The sequence below is a fragment of the Rheinheimera texasensis genome (assembly GCF_964031785.1).
GTDB classification, from domain to species: domain Bacteria; phylum Pseudomonadota; class Gammaproteobacteria; order Enterobacterales; family Alteromonadaceae; genus Pararheinheimera; species Pararheinheimera texasensis_A.
In genome coordinates, this window is record NZ_CAXIRE010000008.1 from 35167 (window position 1) to 51002 (window position 15836).

The window sequence follows — 15836 nt, forward strand, 5'->3', positions numbered from 1 at the left end:
TGTACAGGTTGTTATTGTGACAGGTTTACCTGAATGTCGCGGATCTCGCCGTCACGTTCTATTTTAATCGACGCTTGGCTCGCCTCGCGTAATTCGTTAATGACGCCATAAGCCTGCTGCATATCATTCAGGCGCACACCGTTAATCTCTATCGCCACATCATTGGGCCTGAGCCCCATCCGGGCGAATAATTCAGCGTCTTTGCCCGGTAACAAGGCATAACCATACATTTGGCCGTTACGGTGACGCGGCGTAATACGGACATAATCAAAAAACTTGGCAGGTTCGTTCAGCATTTCCCGCCGCATACTGGCGACTTCTTCTGCTGCCGGGCTATAAGACTCAGGGGCTGGCGCCACTTCTGCCAGACCTGTTTCATCCAGAGCGCCATTTGCTTCGCTGAGTTTCTGGTACTCGACGCCGTCTAACATCAGTGTTTCCATCCGGCCGGATACCTGCAATAAAACCCGGTCTTCCAGTACCTGTTTCAGCACTGCAGCAGTGCCTTCGATTTGTTCGTCGATGGCATAAACCTGTTCAACGCCGCTATTTTCGATGACAGCGGTGCCCTGTTCCGGTTTTTTTGCAGTCGCGACCACACCGGTCAGTTTCAGATTCAGGCTGGTTTGTGGGGCATCGGTCACGGTTTGGACCGGCGCCGGTTCGGTGGATTTTGGCTGATACTGGCCAAATAAACGGGCATCGATCAGTTTTTGGATGTCTTGTGCTGAACTGGCCGGCGCGGTTGCAACCCCGACCGGTGCTACGACAGCTGTGGCCGGCGCTGCAGGCATTAACAACCAACTGAAGCGGGCAGCAAGCCACGCCAGTAACAGCAGGAATATCAGTGCAAAAAGACGATTCAGCAGCGCTACCGGCAGTTTCGCGTAAAACTGCTGCCACTGTGCTGCCCAATCCAGGCCAGAAATTTGTTGCCAATTCATTGTAATGATTCTGTATCTAAACTGTTTTTATCTTACTCAGTTGGCTCAGGAGCAACAAGACCAGCAAAGTTATTTACCTTGCAATTACAGATGATAAACATCTGATATCCGTCACAAGCCGGACTGAACAGCCCGTCATACTGGAGCAAAAGCCCTGATTATGCTATGTTCGCGCCGATTAGCGGAGCAACATACGAATGACTCAACCCAGCCAAAATCAGGACAATACCACAGTTATATTACGTTTGGATAAATGGTTATGGGCCTGCCGTTTCTATAAAACCCGCAGTCTGGCTAAAGACATGATAGACGGCGGAAAAGTTCAGTATAATGGCCAGCGCTGCAAAGCCAGCAAAACGGTAGAAATCGGCGCCACTATCCGCCTGACGCAGGGGACTGACGAAAAAACGGTGATAGTCCGTGGTCTTTGTGAACAACGTCAGGCCGCCCCGCTGGCGCAGCAGCTTTATGAAGAAACTGCCGAAAGCCAGCAATTGCGCGCCGAACGCGCTGAACTGCGCAAACTGAATCTGTTGTTTGCCCCGCATCCGGAAACTAAGCCGGACAAAAAAATGCGCCGGCAATTATTGTTATTAAAAGCACAAAACTGAGGAAGCCATGAGCCAGTCTGATCAGCTGCTACGTTTTTTATTCCGCGAACGCGATGTGCGCGGCGAAGTGGTCAAAGTCGGTGCCAGCCTGGATGCCATGCTGGCAGGCCATCAATATCCGCAACCGGTGAAGCAGTTACTGGCCGAGCTGGTCGCTGCGACCAGTCTGTTAACGGCAACGCTGAAATTCGAAGGCCAGATTGCGGTGCAACTGCAAGGCGACGGTCCGGTGCGCTTTATTGCTGTCAATGGCAACGACCAGCAGCAATTTCGCGGTGTAGCGCGGCTACAAAGTGAAATTCAGGGCGACAGCTTCGCCGAACTGATTGGTCAGGGTTATATGCTGGTGACTATTACACCAAACCAGGGCGAACGTTATCAGGGTATTATCCCGCTGGTCAGCGACAGCCTGACCGCCACCTTAGAAGCCTATTTTAATCAGTCGGAACAACTGCCAACGCGGCTCTATCTACATACCGAAATTGGTGAGCAGCAAAGCCAGGCGGCGGGTTTATTACTGCAGGTGTTACCAGTTGACCAGGAAAAATCGCGCGAAGATTTTGCCCATATTGAATTGCTGGCAGACACCCTGACCCGCGAAGAACTGCTGACATTAGCGCCGGAAGAAAGCCTGTACCGGCTGTTCCATCAGGAAATTGTCGAACTGTTCCCAGCCCAGCCAGTGCAATTTGTCTGCGGTTGCTCCCGCGACAAATCAGAATCAGCCATTATCAGCCTGGGCGCTGACGTCATCGACGAATACATTGCTGAGGGCAAGCTGGACATCAGTTGTGAGTACTGCAATACCATTTATCATTTCGACGCTGCAGATCTGCAGCAACTGAAACAAAAATTCTGATTGATAGCAGCACGTTACAATGACGTGCTGCTGTTTCGTACCTTCCTGCCGTTTCAGCTTCCACCCGCTTGCATTCAATATTGCTGATATTCGTCTATATTGGTTCAGGCGACGTTGCCTGATCTGTCTCTGATGTTGTGGCACCTACAGGCATCTGTCGCATTGTCCCTCAGCCAAAGGCGCCTCTCAAAGCCGCCAGCTGGATAAAAAAATAATCAATTCAGGAAAATGCAACATGTTGGTCAAAGCCTCAACCCCATCACTGCTGGCGATATCCATCGCCGCCGCACTGGCCGCGCCGGTGTCTGCCAATGTTGAAATCACTCAGGCGTTCTCACCGGAAATATCCGGCGAACTGCAATTTGATACCTCGTTGAAAAACAAAGCATTAAAACAGGATTTTCCACAATATTTCATCGTCCAGCTGCAAGGTGAGCCATTAGCCGCCACTGCTGCAGCTACAGAACAAGCAGGCCCGGGCAATAAACTGGATCTCACTGCAGCTGCCACACAAAAACAAGGCAGTGTGCTGGCGCAGGAACGTAGCGCCTTTGCCGCCGCGTTAAAACAAGCCTTACCCAATGCCGAGATTAACCGCCATTTTGATACCGTCATCAACGCCGTCGTCGTCACGTCAACCGACGACATCTATGAGCAGCTGCAGAATGTTGACGGCGTCAAAGCGGTATTCCGCGAAGAGATGTATTATGAACAAATGGATGCGTCGCTGGACCTGATTAAAGCCAAAACAGTATGGGAGCAATTGGGCGGTGACATGAACGCCGGTAAAGGCGTCAAAGTTGCGGTGATTGACGGCGGTATCCGGCCAGAGAGCCCACTGTTTAAAGATACCGGTTTTGCCGCGCCGGCCAGCAAACCCAACAACGACTACTGCGCTACTGTTGAACCAACCTTTTGTAACAACAAATTAATTGTCGCCCGTTTCAGCACCCCGACTTTTGCCACAGTGCCACAGGAATATATGAGCCCGCTCGGTAACGGCGGCCACGGTACTCATACCGCCGGTACTGCAGTTGGTGTGCCCGCCAAAATTAAATTTAATGGCGCGACCAATATAGTCCCGACTGTTGACGGCAAACCAAGCGAAGATGGTTTCACTGAAGTCACAGTCTCCGGGGTGGCACCTGGCGCTTATCTGATGGCCTATAAAGCCTTATTCCAGGTGTTTCGCGCCGATGGCACTGTCACCGGCAGCGGCTCGAATGTGATGTTAATAGAAGCGCTGGACTGGGCGGTGAAAGATGGTGCCGATGTCATCAACAACTCCTGGGGCGGCAGCGCTGGTGCCGATCCGGCCACCAGTCCCTATCAGGCCGCATTTAAAGCAGCAGAAGATGCCGGTGTTGTGGTGGTTACTTCTGCCGGCAACAATGGCCCAACAGCGCAATCGGTAGGCTGCCCGGGTTGTATCGAAAGCGGCATCACTATTGCCAGTACCACCACTGGCCGCTTTTTTGCCAACACGGTGAAATTCGGCACTGAAGCCGCGATGCTGGGTATCACCGGCTCGCAGTTTGCCGCCACTATCAGCGGGTTAACAGCGGATCCGGTGGCCAAAGTCATTGATGCTGCCAAAGCTGCACCTAGCAATGCCCTGGCTTGTACCGCCTTCCCCGCCGATACTTTTAAAGACAGTTTTGCGCTGATTTCGCGCGGTACCTGTGCTTTCACCGATAAAATCAATAACGCCATGGCTGCCGGCGCCAAAGGCGTCATTATGGTGCAGAACAACGACGGTCAGCCGACATCGATGTCGAATCCAAATACCACCATTCCGTCGCTGATGATCAGCAGAGCCGATGGCACCAAACTGGCCAAAGCACTGGAAACTGCACCAAACTCTACTGCCACATTAAGCCGCTTCGCCAGCCGCGTAGTTTCAGCTCAGTTTGCTGACAATATGAGTGATTTCTCCTCGCGGGGGCCGGATGGTGATAACAATATCCTGAAGCCGGATATGGGCGCGCCAGGCAGTGATATTCTGTCGGCTACCTCGCCGGATCAGTTTGCTGACAAACGTGGCTTCCAGCTGATGAGCGGCACTTCAATGGCGGCACCTCATGTCGCTGGTGCTGCCGCTATCATGCAGCAGAAATTCCCGAAATGGACCGCGGTCGAAATCAAGACTGCGCTCACTTCAACTGCAGTAAACGGCCTGAAAAAAGAAGACTCAGTCACAGCAACAACGCCGTTTGACATTGGTGCCGGCCGGCTGGATTTGAGCAGAGCCGTCAAAGCTGCTGCGACTTTTGATAAACCGTCGTTTGCGCAAAATCCATGTGTGATCAACTGTAACTTCACCCGGTCAATCCGCAATATGACGGATAAAGAAGTGACCTGGACAGCGACAGTGCAATTCACCGATGGCAACACCACCGGCAAACTGGATAAAACGTCGGTGACGCTGAAACCATACGGCACCACCGGTGACAAAGCCGATTTTGTCTTGTCTGTCGACGGTACTATGGCAACCTATGGAAACTGGGTATTTGGTAACGTGTTATGGACTTCGTCTGATACTACAGCACCAACAGCAACGATGCCGATTGCGGTACGGGTCGCCAACACAGCCGATGCGACGACACTGGCAACCGCCAGCAGCACCGTAATGAAAGCCGGCGAACCCTCTCAGGTGACCGCCTCTTTTGGCAATAAAGTGTACGACAAACAAGTCACTATCCTTGCAACAGCGCCAGCCGGTACTAAATTCGTTGCCGGCTCCGAGTCTGCGGTATTAAACGGCGCCACTGAGTTTCTGCTGGACGGTAATGCGAATACAGGCCGGATCGCCTGGACCGGCTTAGTGGAAAAACCCAGTTTGTCACTCGCTGCGGCCGCAAGCCCAACCGGCACTGTGCTGAAGGACACTGTAGCTGCAGCAACCTGTTCCGGTGAATGTGACGACAATGTCATCAGTTACAACCTGGGCGCCAGCGGGATCACCATCAACTACGGCGGTGTAGCTTATGGCCGTCTGCACGTATCAACCAATGGTTTTGTTCAGCTCAGTAACAGCGCCACAGCCCCATCGGCTGCGGCGGCAAACGTGAAACTGCCCAGTACCACAGCCGCGACCAACCTGTTAGCGCCGTTCTGGACAGACCTTGATCTGGCAGGCGGCTCCACCGGTGCTGGTACTATCCATGTTGCAACCGCGACTTTAGCTGGTAAAAACTATGTGGTCGTCGAATGGAACGGTGCTGAAGTCTTTGAAGAACCAGGCAAAACCTATACCTTCCAGACCTGGCTGGCGACAAATGGCCCTGAAGATATCCGGTTTAACTATCTGAATATGGGCGCAACGCCATCAGCACTGACCGTAGGTGTGCAGGATGTCAGTCGTACTCTTGGTAACTCGTTGTACTTTGCTAACGGTGCAACAGCGACCGGCACGGCTCCGGGTTCTAACTCTGGCGCTGGTGTCACTTTCAAAGCGCCGGGTACTGTGGACATGAAATATGCGCTGGACCTGACCGGTGCACTGGAACTCGGCACTAAAGACAGCGCCACAACCGCAGAAGATACCAAGTCAGCTGCGATTGATGTCTTAGCCAATGAAAAGACTTCATTTGTGAAGATCATCAATGTTGAAGTGACCAGTGACGGCAAATCCACCAAAGCTATCAACAAAGCAGCTGCCGGCGCCAATGGCGCGCTGTCGAAAGTGACTATTGCTGCGCAGCCAGCCAACGGCACTGTTGAAGTCGTCGAAGGAAAAGTGCTGTACACGCCAAAAGCCAACTTTAACGGTAAAGATACTTTCACTTACAGCGCGGAAGACAGCAAAGGGCTGAAACTGGTCCCGACTGCAGTTGAAGTCACAGTCACTGCAGTGAACGACGCGCCGACAGTGACAGGCGCAACTGTCACCGCCAATGAAAGCTCAACCGCAACTTTAGCGGCAACAGGCGCCGATGTGGATGCTGATGCACTGACTTACACCTGGACTCAGACTTCTGGTCCGGCAATGACTGTCAGCGGTACTACAGCTTCCATCAGTGTCACCACGCCAGCAGTCACCGCCAACACAGTCGCGACCTTCAGTGTGGTCGCCAGTGACGGCAAGTTATCTTCGGCTCCGGCAACTGTCACGCTGAACATCACGGATGTGCCGGCACCCGTTGTTACACCAGAGAAGAAAAGCAGCGGTGGTGGCGCAGGTCTGCTGTCCCTGCTGTTACTCCCACTGGTTTGGCTGCGCCGCAGTCGTCGGAGTTAAGTTTTTAATATCTGAATAGAAAACGCCGGTCAGTTGACCGGCGTTTTTTTATGCTGATGAAAAAGCCTGACGATTGCTGCAGGCTTTGATTCTCAGGTTCACTGATTAGCCTTGACGGCCACGACGCAGCAGCGCCAACGGCAACAGCAGTAAACCGATGAAACCGAAGCTGCCGCTGGATTTCTTCGCGATCTGCACTGAGCCACTAACAGCGTCCGAGGTCATGCCGGAACTATCGGTTGCCGTCACACTGAGGCTTTGAGCTCCGGTATCGCCTTTACCCACAGTACGGGCCAACACGATATTACCGTTCGCATAAGCAAACAGGTCAGGGCTCACAGTGACAGTTTTCAGCGTAGCGCCGGCTTCACGGATCTCCGCTGACACTTTGCCAACCACAGTTCCCGCCGCAGTGCCTTCGCGTAAGTCTGTCGCCAGGCTACCCAAAGTCACCAGCGGTTTCTCATCCGCGACGTTGGTGATGCTGACGGTCACTTTGGCCGGTGCAGAACTTAAACCAGCCGTGTTCATGGCCACGACTTCCAGCGTGGCAGAAGTAACGCCTTTATCGAAGTCCAGCGGACCTTTTACTACTACACGACCATCTTTTTCCACGCCGATAGAAGCAGAAGTACTGCCGGCCAGGAAGAATTCGGTCAGACCATTACTGAAATCCGCTTCAGCCACTAACTGGCCGACCACGGTCGCATTGGCCGAGTTTTCTTTGACACTGAACGCCTGACCAGCTGGGATAACCGGTGCTTTTTCTACCGGCGTCAGATCGGCAGAGAACATCGCATCACCAACATCAGACAGCAGCACAAAGCCTTTACCAGTCACTTCTTTTGGCACGTTTACCACAGCTTCGCTGCCAGGCTCGAGTTTCGTCAGATCTTTGCCACCAGTCGAGAAAGTGACATCGGCAGCCGGTGCAATAACTGCTTGTGCTGTTAACAGGTCATCAGCCGGGATATTTGACCCCAAGCCCAATGCCTGACCATTGTTGATAGCAAAAGCACGTAACGACACTTTGTTACCAATATCTCCTGACGTCAGACCAATGCGGTCAAAACAGGCCGACAAGGTCACATTACGCTGACCTGTGGCATGGAACATGTTGTAGACATAACCATTAGTCGTGCCATAAGGTACAGCAAAAGTACCCATCAGGCCCGGTACGCCGGCATAGGCATCACCCAGACGGGTTAACAACAGGCTATACATCGAGAAATCGTATTTGCCGTCGTTATTCACGTCTAAATCAAAACCCAGGTTAGCCTGCAGTAAATGATTCAGGCCTTTGTCCAAAGTGATGGTCGGAGCCAGTAAATAGCCGGAAGCACAGGTGGTGGTCGGTACAGAAATCACATCCAGCGCGACCGCGCGGATATCGTGCGTGACGGCTTCTTTTGCATCTGTCGCCACTAACTGCGTCGAGTACAAATCAGCAGCAACGGCACCGGTGTTTTTCACCACGATTTGTGATTTGCCGTCAACAAATTTGCTGCTGACCGCCAGTTGGGCTTGTGCTTGTGGGATCAGGTGATAGACCAGATGCAGGTCATAATCACCGCTGACTGACGGATCATCAAATACCAGCGCGCCGTCGTATTCAACCTTGGTCAGCGCGGCGTCTTTTTGCAGCGTTGGTGTGGTGTTTTGCAGACCAAAAGCCGGTAATTTGGTTGGGTCCACAGTGACACTGACATCAAAAGTGGTAGTCTGGCCCGGTTGCACAGTGACAGAAGCCGGAACAGTCCAGGCTAAAGCGCCGCTTGCAGTATCTTCGGCAAACCGATCTTTAATCCGCAGGTTATAAGTTTTAGCCGCGGTGCCGAAGTTTTTCAGTGTAACGGTTTTCTTCAGCGTGGTTTTCTGCGTCATGCTTTGCAGACCAAAAGACAACGCCGCTTGTTTGGTGTTAAAGGCGGTGTCTTCAACCCAGGCGGCAACCGGCAATTTAGCCGCTTTATCCACATCAACTAAACCGGCACCGATGGCTGAAATTGGTGCCAAGACAGCTTGCGGGTGGGCTTTTGGCAGATTGTATACTTCAGGATTCGCCGCGTTCATGATGGTCGCTTTGATTTCCTGCGCAGTGCGGTTTGGCAGCACCTGACGCAGCTGCGCCACAGCACCTGCCGTCAACGGACCCGAGAACGAAGTCCCTGAGTTCAGCGCAAACTTATCCCCTGAGGCCACTGCGGCCATCAGAATGTTGGTGCCCGGTGCGGTAATTTCCGGCTTCAGTAAACCCTGCATCGCCGGGCCACGTGAAGTGAAAGTGGCAATACCACCGGCGGTATTGATAGCAAGCGACTTAATGCTGTAGTTGACAGCGCCTTTATCCAGCGCAGCTTTGATCGCAGCGCCATCTTCCAGCGAAATGCCGACAGACGGGATTTTCACCGCAGGGTCAGCACCACCGCCGGAGAAAGCCCCTGCACCGGCAGCGTTATTGACCAGAATGACAAACTTAGCGCCAGCATTTTGTGCGTTCAGCACTTTTGCTGTGAAGTTACAGGTACCGCGATCAATTAACACCGCTTTATCTTTCAGCGAATCTGCCGCAAAAGTATTGCAGCCTAAAGCGTTGTCTTTGATATACACCAGCGGGGCAGACGCCTGATCAAAGGCAAAGGCGCTGGTTGGGTTAAAGGCAGAACCCAACATAGTGATTTTTTTGCCATCAATAGTGTTGTTTTCAAACACAGGGCTGGTGCCGCTTGGATGTGTCATAGCACCAACAGACAAAGCGTTTGGTGTGGTGCTCGGGCCACCGACACGGAACGGATTCGGGCCGTCGTTACCGGCCGAGATCACCATATTGACGCCAAGCTCTGCCGCTTTCTGAATGAGGAATTGGGTACCAGACACTGCGGTCGCAGAGCCAAATTGACCACCCAAAGACATATTGACCACGTTAACGCGGTCAGACATATCACCGTCGCCATTCGGGTCCATCGCCGCTTCCAGCGCGCCGATTTGCGCCGCCGCAGGACATGTGCCGGTACAAACCGTGTAAGCATATAAATTGGCATCAGGCGCTGTCGCTAACACAGAAGACGCCACTTGCGTGCCATGACCACCAGTGGTTGGGTCAATCGGGTTTGGGTCGTTGTTAACAAAATCATAGCCACCCAACACTTTGCCTTGTGGCCAGGCCGGTGCCGCTTTTTGATCAACTGCTGTGTAAGCAGCAACAGTGCCGACGCCACCGATAGCTTTATGGGTGTAGTCAACACCACTGTCCAACACTGCCACACGCATGCCTTTGCCAGTGGCGGTGCCTGAGGTGATCAGGCCTTTGGCATTCATATATTCAACGCTTTGTGCCAACATTGGTTTGCTGTCATACAAAGGATAAATCGCTTCGACCGCCGCTGATTGGCGCAGGCTTTCTAACGCGCTGTCAGAGGCCTTTACTACCAGACCCGATGCCAGATTGCGTGTACTCAGCAGTATTTCAGCATCGCGGTCTAAGGTCAGCAGTTGCTGGGTGACTGCTTGCTGCAGACTGTCGATATCAGCAGTCAGGTTATTCAGAGCGGCATCATCAGCTTTTACGGCACGTAATTCGGATAAAGCAGCCTGCTTTAACACGACATAAAAACCCGATGGGGTGGCAGCTTCAAAGCTATCGGTCAGTGCAACTGCATCTTGTTGTTGTGGGATGTAATCAGTGACTAATGGCGAATTCATCCGGTACTGGTCCAGCGTCGCTGCGGCCGCACTACCGCTGATAGCCAGACCTACCGCCGTTGCCAGCGCTGATTTCACGAGTTGTTGCATGTTTCCCTCCAGAGGAACTGGTTGTTACTACTTATTGTTATTGGGCGAAACAGTTAACACAAAGATGCCAAAAAATCACAAAATTTCGTTGTATTGCGGTTAAGTCGCAATTTTACCGAAAATTCAAACAACGATTTTATTGGGTAATTCTGAAACAAAACCAGTAATAATTACGCAGAAAAAACAGAACCAAGGCATAAAACCGTACCTTTAATATGCATTTTTATGCATAAATCACGCATTTATGGCTATATAGCCACAGATCCGATCAGTCTTTCGCATATTTTTTTGTCGCCCGACCTGTCGACTTACGGTACAATGATCAGGAACTCTAATCCCTGCTCTGTACCCGAAGGAGTCTGTTGAGAATGACCACGCAAACAAACAGCCACAATGATTTATCTGTGGCAGATCTGGTTGAACATGCCATCCGCCGTAACGAAGGTGTTCTGGCAGACAACGGCGCCCTCGTTGTGCGCACCGGTCACAGAACAGGCCGCTCGCCAAAAGACCGTTTTATCGTCCGTGAAGCCAGCACTGAAAACGATATTCAGTGGGGCAACGTCAACCAGCCGGTCAGCGCAGACGTCTTCAACGCGCTGTGGAGCAAAGTAGAACATTATCTGAACGACCGTGAGCACTTCACGTCCCATTTAGAAGTCGGCGCAGATCCGGAACATTACCTGCCAGTGGTCGTTCGCACTGAAACTGCATGGCAACATATCTTCGCCAAAAACCTGTTTATCACCCCTGTGAGCTGGAATGCTGCCGGTAAAACGGCTTGGCAAATTCTGAACGTACCAGGTTTTGCCTGTGATCCGGCCCGTGACGGTACCAACTCAGACGGCACTGTGATGATCAACTTTGCCGAGCGCAAAGTGCTGTTAGCCGGCATGCGTTATGCCGGTGAAATGAAAAAAGCGATGTTCTCAGTGCAGAACTTCCTGTTACCAGCCAAAGGCGTGCTGCCAATGCACTGTTCAGCCAACGTCGGCGAAGCCGGTGATGTCACGCTGTTCTTTGGTCTGTCTGGTACCGGTAAAACCACTTTATCTGCAGATCCAAAACGCTTCCTGATCGGTGATGACGAGCATGGCTGGGCGCCAGGCAGCGTGTTTAACATCGAAGGTGGTTGCTACGCCAAATGTATCGACCTGTCGAAGAAAAACGAGCCGGTGATTTGGGATGCGATCCGCTTTGGCACTATTCTGGAAAACGTTGTGCTGGATGCTCACCGCACACCGGATTACAAAGACGCCAGCCTGACACAAAACAGCCGCGCCGCTTACCCGCTGGCTCACGTAGAAAAACGTGTGGAAGCCAACCGCGCCGGTGAACCACGCGCTGTCGTGTTCCTGACCTGTGACGTGTCTGGTGTATTACCACCAGTGTCTGTGCTGTCTGAAGAAGCTGCGGCTTACCACTTCCTGTCAGGCTACACCGCAAAAGTGGGTTCAACCGAAATCGGTTCCACTTCAGCCATCGAATCTACCTTCTCTACCTGCTTTGGCGCGCCATTCTTCCCGCGTCCGGCTGGTGTTTATGCAGAACTGCTGATCAAACGCGTGCGTGAATTCAACTCGAAAGTGTACCTGGTTAATACCGGCTGGACCGGCGGTCCACATGGTGTTGGTCAGCGTTTCGACATCCCGACGACCCGCGCCATTATCGACGCTATCGTGTCTGGTGAGCTGGCGAATGTGGAAACCATTCACCTGCCGCAGCTGAATCTGAATGTGCCAGTGGCCATCCCAGGCGTTGACAGCAAACTGCTGAATCCACGGGAAACCTGGGCAGACAAAGCGCAGTATGACCAATACGCCGCTAAACTGGCCGCAGAATTTGCCAATAACTTCAAAAAGTACGATGTGTCAGAAGCTATCCGCAGCGCAGGCCCAAAAGCCTGAGTGTGTTATAGCTGACACAACAAAAAGGCCGCATTTGCGGCCTTTGTTGTTTTTATGATGTTTACTCTGGGTCAGGCCGTTGGCTTCACCTTACGAACAGGCAGATAGACCGTGGCAACCAGTCCGCCAAAGGCATGATTGTGCAGGCGGATCTCACCATGATGCATATCCACAATCTTTTTGATAATCGCCAGGCCCAGGCCTGAACCGGCACTGCCGCGCGCGGTATCGCCCTGAGTAAAGGGCTCAAACATCCGTGTCATCTGGTCTTCCGGAATGCCGGGACCGTGGTCCCGCACCTGCAGGTACACACGTTGGCGGTTTTTTTCATAACCAGTACGTACTTCGACGGCACCATCGGAATATTTCAGCGCATTTTCAATCAGATTGCTGAGCACCCGCTTGATAGCAATACGCCGGATCGGCACCAACGGCAAACCGTCCAGCAGTTCGGCGCTGATTTGCCGCTGTTGCAGCCGGTCGGCTTCGACTTGTTCCTGCACCAGCTGATTCAGGTTCTCCTCGGCCAACGTCTCTTCTTTGTGATGGCGGATATAGTCAATAAACTGGTCGATAATGGCGTTCATATCGTCAATATCACTGACGATACCATCGCGGATCCAGCTATCCTGCTCGCTGACCATTTCACTGGCCAAACGAATACGCGTCAGTGGCGTACGCAAATCATGCGACACACCGGCCATCAGCAAACTGCGGTCTTTTTCCAGTTGGCGGATGCCATTGGCCATGTGGTTAAAAGCGCGGGTCACCGCAATGATTTCGGTCGAGCCCTCTTCCGGCAACGGATCCGGAATGTCACCGCGACCAACCCGGATCGCAGCCTGTTGCAGCTGCTGCAGCGGCCGGTTTAACTGCCTGGCAAACCACCAGCCACCGGCCACACTTAAAAAGCCAATCAGCAGGATATAAATTTGCAGCGGGGAGAAGTCGGTTTCATTGAGGCCGGTCAGCGGTACTTTGATCCAGTATTGCGGTGCCTGCGGTGGCCGCACCCAGAACGAGAATTGCTGGTCCTGCTCAATGCGGACTTCGGCCGGCCCGCCTAATTCACGCGACATCTCATCAGAAAAATACTGATAATAAATCGCGTTGTTCAGGCCCTGGCGCAAAGCCTGTGCTTCGGTCAGCACGTCGATGCCGGTCGCCTGCTGAAACTTTTGCGTCAACTCCTCAGACAGCAGACCCTGTTCACCACCAACATCGATAAACACCACTTTAATCTGTTTTGCGATCAGATGGTTGGTCTGCTGCAACGTCGGCTGAATCACATAAACGGCCACCAGAAAATAGGAGACTAACTGATTGATCAGCAATAACAAACCAATCAGAAACACCGTTTTACCGAAGGCGCTGCGGGGTAAAATCCGCATCAGCTGGCGACACCGTCCGGCACAAACACATAACCCAGGCCCCAGACCGTCTGGATATAACGCGGATTGGTCGGGTCGTCTTCAATCATCCGGCGTAACCGCGACACCTGCACATCAATACTACGCTCCATCGCTGAATAATCACGGCCACGTGCCATATTCATCAGTTTGTCGCGTGACAGAGGTTCACGGGCGTGACTGACCAGTACTTTTAATACGGCAAATTCACCACTGGTCAGCGGCATCAGCTGGTCACCTTTGTGCATCTCGCGGGTCGCCAGGTTAAACACAAAAGGCCCGAATTTGACTAAAGTTTCTTCCTGTGTCGGCGCGCCCGGTAGTTCTTTTGATTTCCGTCTTAGCACGGCGCGGATACGGGCCAGCAATTCACGTGGGTTAAATGGTTTTGGCAGGTAATCGTCCGCGCCCATCTCGAGGCCGATGATGCGGTCGACTTCGTCGCCTTTGGCGGTCAGCATAATGATCGGGATCTCATTTTCCTGCTGACGCAGGCGCCGGCAAATCGATAAGCCATCTTCACCCGGCAACATCAGGTCCAACACCAGTAAATGAAAATTCTCCCGCTCCATCAGCCGGTTCATTTGCTCAAAATTGGCGGCGGTACGCACTATATATCCTTGCTCGACTAAATAACGCTCCAGCAAAGCGCGCAAGCGCATATCGTCATCGACAACCAGAATTTTGGTAGTTTCCTGAGTTTGCATGATGGATCCTTTTCACAGAATTTTTCCCACTATAAACGAAAAACCCGCAATGTTGACGAGACATTGCGGGTACAGGTGTTACAAATTCTTTCCGTTTTGTGGTTAAGGCCTCAGGGCTTTGGTTGCTCCGCTAATGCCACTTTGCGCACCGGAGGATTAATCCAGACTACATGGGCAACCTGGCGCTGTTGGCGCTTCAGATTATCCGCTTTGGCGACCTGATCCTGGTCTACCACAAAAGCATAATCAGGTTTCACAGTAGCACAGCCGCTCAGCAACACAGCTGCAACGGCTACGACAGTAAATACAGTTTTGTTCATCATGTTGCTGTCTCCGCAGGTGAGTTTGGAACTCAAGGTTCGGATTGAATATAGCGAAGGCCTTCACCGGATCGCCAGCATATTTTTGTGACACGTAGATGACAAAAACTGAAATTTTAAAAATAATTTTATCTATATGTTTTTAAAAGAATTTATTTTCTGAAATCATGTCGTTCGCGACAAACCTGTAATAAATCTGCCATCACTTCACGGGTTTTCACCGGCGCCACATAATCCAGCACACATTGCCAGTAGGCCTTTTTGCGCGGCAGCATCACCAGTTCCCGATGCACATGGTTGCAGGCGTTACGCACAAAGGCCGCCGCTTCCGGGATCTCCACCTGGCTCTGATACTGCAGCAAACATTGTTGATAAGCTTCATCATCGGCCTGGGCCTGAGCGCAAAACAACGCAAACAGCAACAAGACATACTTAGACATAACAACCTCTGGCGGTGAATTCACAGTTCTAAAGTGAAGGCTTAGAGCTGATTGGCAGCTGAATCAATCAGTTGCTCCGGCTTGCTGCGGATAATAAATCTCCGTCACCCACCATTCTTTACTGCCTGCCGGCGTTGTGACCACCGCACTGTCGTCGACTTGTTTTTTTAACAAAGCCCGCGCCATCGGCGCATCAATCGAGATGTAATCGGTGCGGCCATAAATTTCATCCGGGCCAACAATGCGAAATTTCAGGCTGTTGCCCTCTTCGTCTTCCACTTCGACCCAGGCACCAAAAAACACTTTACCGGCTTGTTGCGGTGAATAATCGACGATTTGCAGATCCTCGAGACGCTTTCTTAAGTATCTGATTCTGCTGTCTATTTGCCTTAACAAACGCTTGTTAAATGTGTAGTCTGCATTTTCGGAACGGTCGCCTAAGCTCGCGGCCCAACTGACAATTTTGGTCACTTCGGGCCGTTTTTTAAACCAAAGTTCGTCATGTTCCGCCTTGAGCTGGTTATAGCCCTCACGGGTGACTAACTTGGTTTTAGCTTGTACTTTTGTCTTCATCCGCCACAGCTCCACGACCTGACTTTGCCTGTTC

The 15836-nt window shown here is 52.1% G+C and carries 11 protein-coding genes; 4 read left to right on the top strand and 7 right to left on the bottom strand.

The window, feature by feature from the left end:
- Nucleotides 1–11: 11 nt before the first annotated feature.
- Nucleotides 12–944 (bottom strand): type II secretion system protein GspC, encoded by a 933-nt coding sequence (gene gspC, locus ABNT34_RS01165; RefSeq protein ID WP_348728028.1) that lies wholly within the window; start codon nt 942–944, stop codon nt 12–14.
- A 197-nt stretch (nt 945–1141) separates the two neighbouring features.
- Here gspC and hslR point away from each other — a divergent pair, with 197 nt between their 5' ends.
- The 3 genes from hslR to ABNT34_RS01180 all read left to right on the top strand — a co-directional run bounded on the left by hslR (nt 1142) and on the right by ABNT34_RS01180 (nt 6654).
- The gene (gene hslR / locus ABNT34_RS01170) at nt 1142–1555 is read left to right on the top strand and encodes a ribosome-associated heat shock protein Hsp15 (protein WP_348728030.1); all 414 of its coding nucleotides are present in this window, start codon (nt 1142–1144) and stop codon (nt 1553–1555) included.
- 7 nt (nt 1556–1562) lie between these two features.
- Nucleotides 1563–2414, top strand: coding sequence for an Hsp33 family molecular chaperone HslO (hslO, locus tag ABNT34_RS01175; protein WP_348728032.1), 852 nt, complete (start codon nt 1563–1565; stop codon nt 2412–2414).
- A gap of 235 nt (nt 2415–2649) precedes the next feature.
- Nucleotides 2650–6654 (top strand): S8 family serine peptidase, encoded by a 4005-nt coding sequence (locus ABNT34_RS01180; protein ID WP_348728034.1) that lies wholly within the window; start codon nt 2650–2652, stop codon nt 6652–6654.
- Between the two features lie 105 nt (nt 6655–6759).
- Here the strand turns inward: ABNT34_RS01180 and ABNT34_RS01185 are convergent, their stop codons facing one another.
- The gene (locus ABNT34_RS01185; protein WP_348728036.1) at nt 6760–10446 is read right to left on the bottom strand and encodes a S8 family serine peptidase; all 3687 of its coding nucleotides are present in this window, start codon (nt 10444–10446) and stop codon (nt 6760–6762) included.
- A 368-nt stretch (nt 10447–10814) separates the two neighbouring features.
- On the opposite strand from ABNT34_RS01185, the gene ABNT34_RS01190 reads away from it, so the two are divergent.
- Entirely contained in the window at nt 10815–12353 is a 1539-nt protein-coding gene (locus ABNT34_RS01190) for a phosphoenolpyruvate carboxykinase (RefSeq protein WP_348728038.1), read from the top strand.
- Nucleotides 12354–12424: 71 nt separating this feature from the next.
- On the opposite strand, the gene envZ is transcribed toward ABNT34_RS01190, so the two are convergent.
- The 5 genes from envZ to greB form a co-directional block, all read right to left on the bottom strand.
- Nucleotides 12425–13744 (bottom strand): two-component system sensor histidine kinase EnvZ, encoded by a 1320-nt coding sequence (gene envZ / locus ABNT34_RS01195; protein ID WP_348728040.1) that lies wholly within the window; start codon nt 13742–13744, stop codon nt 12425–12427.
- Nucleotides 13744–14469, bottom strand: a complete 726-nt coding sequence (ompR, locus tag ABNT34_RS01200; RefSeq protein ID WP_348728042.1) for a two-component system response regulator OmpR — start codon at nt 14467–14469, stop codon at nt 13744–13746. Before ompR ends, envZ begins: the two co-directional genes overlap by 1 nt.
- Nucleotides 14470–14579: 110 nt before the next feature.
- Nucleotides 14580–14792, bottom strand: a complete 213-nt coding sequence (locus ABNT34_RS01205) for a hypothetical protein (RefSeq protein ID WP_031570280.1) — start codon at nt 14790–14792, stop codon at nt 14580–14582.
- A 149-nt stretch (nt 14793–14941) separates the two neighbouring features.
- Nucleotides 14942–15229 carry a VF_A0006 family four-cysteine protein gene (locus ABNT34_RS01210; protein ID WP_348728044.1) on the bottom strand — a complete coding sequence of 96 codons (288 nt, stop codon included), beginning with the start codon at nt 15227–15229 and terminating at the stop codon, nt 14942–14944.
- A 63-nt stretch (nt 15230–15292) separates the two neighbouring features.
- Nucleotides 15293–15802 carry a transcription elongation factor GreB gene (greB, locus tag ABNT34_RS01215; RefSeq protein ID WP_348728046.1) on the bottom strand — a complete coding sequence of 170 codons (510 nt, stop codon included), beginning with the start codon at nt 15800–15802 and terminating at the stop codon, nt 15293–15295.
- Nucleotides 15803–15836 lie beyond the last annotated feature (34 nt).

Coding starts and splice junctions, on each gene's coding strand:
- gspC (WP_348728028.1), bottom strand. CDS start 944: ATGAATTGGCAACAAATTTCTGGCCTGGATTGGGCAGCACAGTGGCAG.
- ABNT34_RS01210 (WP_348728044.1), bottom strand. CDS start 15,229: ATGTCTAAGTATGTCTTGTTGCTGTTTGCGTTGTTTTGCGCTCAGGCC.
- hslO (WP_348728032.1), top strand. CDS start 1,563: ATGAGCCAGTCTGATCAGCTGCTACGTTTTTTATTCCGCGAACGCGAT.
- ompR (WP_348728042.1), bottom strand. CDS start 14,469: ATGCAAACTCAGGAAACTACCAAAATTCTGGTTGTCGATGACGATATG.
- ABNT34_RS01185 (WP_348728036.1), bottom strand. CDS start 10,446: ATGCAACAACTCGTGAAATCAGCGCTGGCAACGGCGGTAGGTCTGGCT.
- envZ (WP_348728040.1), bottom strand. CDS start 13,744: ATGCGGATTTTACCCCGCAGCGCCTTCGGTAAAACGGTGTTTCTGATT.
- ABNT34_RS01180 (WP_348728034.1), top strand. CDS start 2,650: ATGTTGGTCAAAGCCTCAACCCCATCACTGCTGGCGATATCCATCGCC.
- hslR (WP_348728030.1), top strand. CDS start 1,142: ATGACTCAACCCAGCCAAAATCAGGACAATACCACAGTTATATTACGT.
- ABNT34_RS01205 (WP_031570280.1), bottom strand. CDS start 14,792: ATGATGAACAAAACTGTATTTACTGTCGTAGCCGTTGCAGCTGTGTTG.
- ABNT34_RS01190 (WP_348728038.1), top strand. CDS start 10,815: ATGACCACGCAAACAAACAGCCACAATGATTTATCTGTGGCAGATCTG.
- greB (WP_348728046.1), bottom strand. CDS start 15,802: ATGAAGACAAAAGTACAAGCTAAAACCAAGTTAGTCACCCGTGAGGGC.